This is a genomic window from Halomonas sp. OfavH-34-E, assembly GCF_024124525.1.
GTDB lineage: Bacteria > Pseudomonadota > Gammaproteobacteria > Pseudomonadales > Halomonadaceae > Halomonas > Halomonas litopenaei.
Genome location: NZ_JAMXRY010000120.1, coordinates 1 through 1,606 on the forward strand (window position 1 = coordinate 1; position 1,606 = coordinate 1,606).

The following is a 1,606-nucleotide window of genomic DNA, read 5'->3' on the forward strand; positions in this document are numbered from 1 at the left end:
TGACACCCCCCGCCACGAAGGAGGACGCGCCCCCACACGACCCTGACGTAGTTCCGATGAAAGAGCACTGATAAAAACCGGACAATCTGAATTGATGAAATCCGGACAAACTTCACTGACGTTGACATTGGAGGGGGTCACTTCATCCATGACCACGGCGGCCTTGCGCTTGGCGGTCCATCGCTTGATCGGGTTGTCGTCGCTCATCCTGTGCTCCTGATGGCTGGACTATGCCATGTGCAACTCTAGGAGGGTACCTTTAAAAAAACGAAAATTAGCCAAATGGTAGAGAAGCCGGATCGGCATGAGCCGCCTTTCCGGCTTAAAAAATATTATTAGGCCTTACATTCAGTTTCCCACTCGCCAAATACATCGCTTCGGATAGCAGCTTCTTCTCCCATTTGAGATCGAAAATTTTCAATTTTAGCATTAACACATGAATTAAATGGACTGCTTTTATCGCCCTGATTGTTGGAAGTTTCTACTTCTTGGTTAACTAGTTGCGATTGACGGTAATACGATGATGATGAAGCAATTCTTGCAAGCCAGTTCTTGAGCCCTTTAGGATCATCGTACTCTATATATATTTCCTCCCCATCATCAGTTGGCTGAACAGTGTAACCAACCTGCTGACCTACAACTCCCTCTCCAACTAATAACCCAGCTCTTGTTCCAACTTCCTGAAATGAGCTTACGGAACCATGGAAAAAATCAAGGTTTAGAATATTTTGAAATCTCAGCCCTTGATAAGCTTCGCTTAAAATTCTCTCGGGGTAGTTGTAACTTAGGTTGGCTATACACTCCCTTGTGTTAAGCTCTTCATTTTTACTTACTGTTCTTACCGAGGAGAGCTCCACCTCAAACTCTGAGATTATATCCTCTGATGCTTGATGATCAACAACTATCCCTCCAACTCTCGGCTTTCCTAATACATTAAGAATATCCCTAACACCTTCTTTAACAGCCCCGTCTAAAATATCAGCGACTTCAGTGCTGCTGCAAGATGCTGCATTAGATGATGAGCATGCATTTAGCACAGCAATTGAACACAGTGAAACACTCACCAACTTCCACATTTCGTACTCCTAGCCATCGAAAAACGCAAACAAATGTGGTTATCGGCAGGAAAGAGAGGTTCTTGAATTTTTTCTTCCACCACGATGGTGATCTCAATAGAAAATTAAAAAATACAATTCATCAGATACGGTGTTGCGATGCCTCACTGCTATCCCCCTAATATAACATTTTGGCAGCTTGTCGCGGCGATGAATCCTTGCCCCTGCGGCCATCTGGGGGATCCGCGCCAGGACTGTGTATGCACCGCGTCCCAGATCCAGCGCTATCAGGCGCGCCTGTCCGGCCCCCTGCTAGATCGCATCGACCTGCAGGTGGAGGTGCCGGCGCTGCCGGTGGAACAGTTGACGTCGCATCAGCCGGGGGAAAGCACCGAGATGGTGCGCCGACGCGTGATGGCGGCGCGTCAGCGTCAGCAGCAGAGGGGGACGCTCAACGCCCAGCTCGCCGGCGCCGCGCTGGAGCGCGCCTGCGCCCTGGAGGTGGCCGAGCGCACCTGGCTGGCGCAGTCGCTTGAGCGCCTGCGGCTGTC

2 protein-coding genes and 1 pseudogene are annotated in these 1,606 nt (G+C 49.7%); 1 reads left to right on the forward strand and 2 read right to left on the reverse strand.

All coding sequences use genetic code 11. The features are described 5' to 3' along the window. Together NH448_RS23405 and NH448_RS23410 are read right to left on the reverse strand one after the other, a co-directional pair. Positions 1-207, reverse strand: a 207-nt coding sequence (locus tag NH448_RS23405) for a hypothetical protein (RefSeq protein ID WP_253029595.1), incomplete at its 3' end; no start/stop codon positions are given. 128 nt (positions 208-335) lie between these two features. After that, positions 336-1,076 (reverse strand): hypothetical protein, encoded by a 741-nt coding sequence (locus tag NH448_RS23410; RefSeq protein ID WP_253029596.1) that lies wholly within the window; start codon positions 1,074-1,076, stop codon positions 336-338. A gap of 171 nt (positions 1,077-1,247) precedes the next feature. On the opposite strand from NH448_RS23410, the pseudogene NH448_RS23415 reads away from it, so the two are divergent. Continuing rightward, a pseudogene (locus tag NH448_RS23415) lies at positions 1,248-1,606 on the forward strand (ATP-binding protein); the annotation flags it as partial.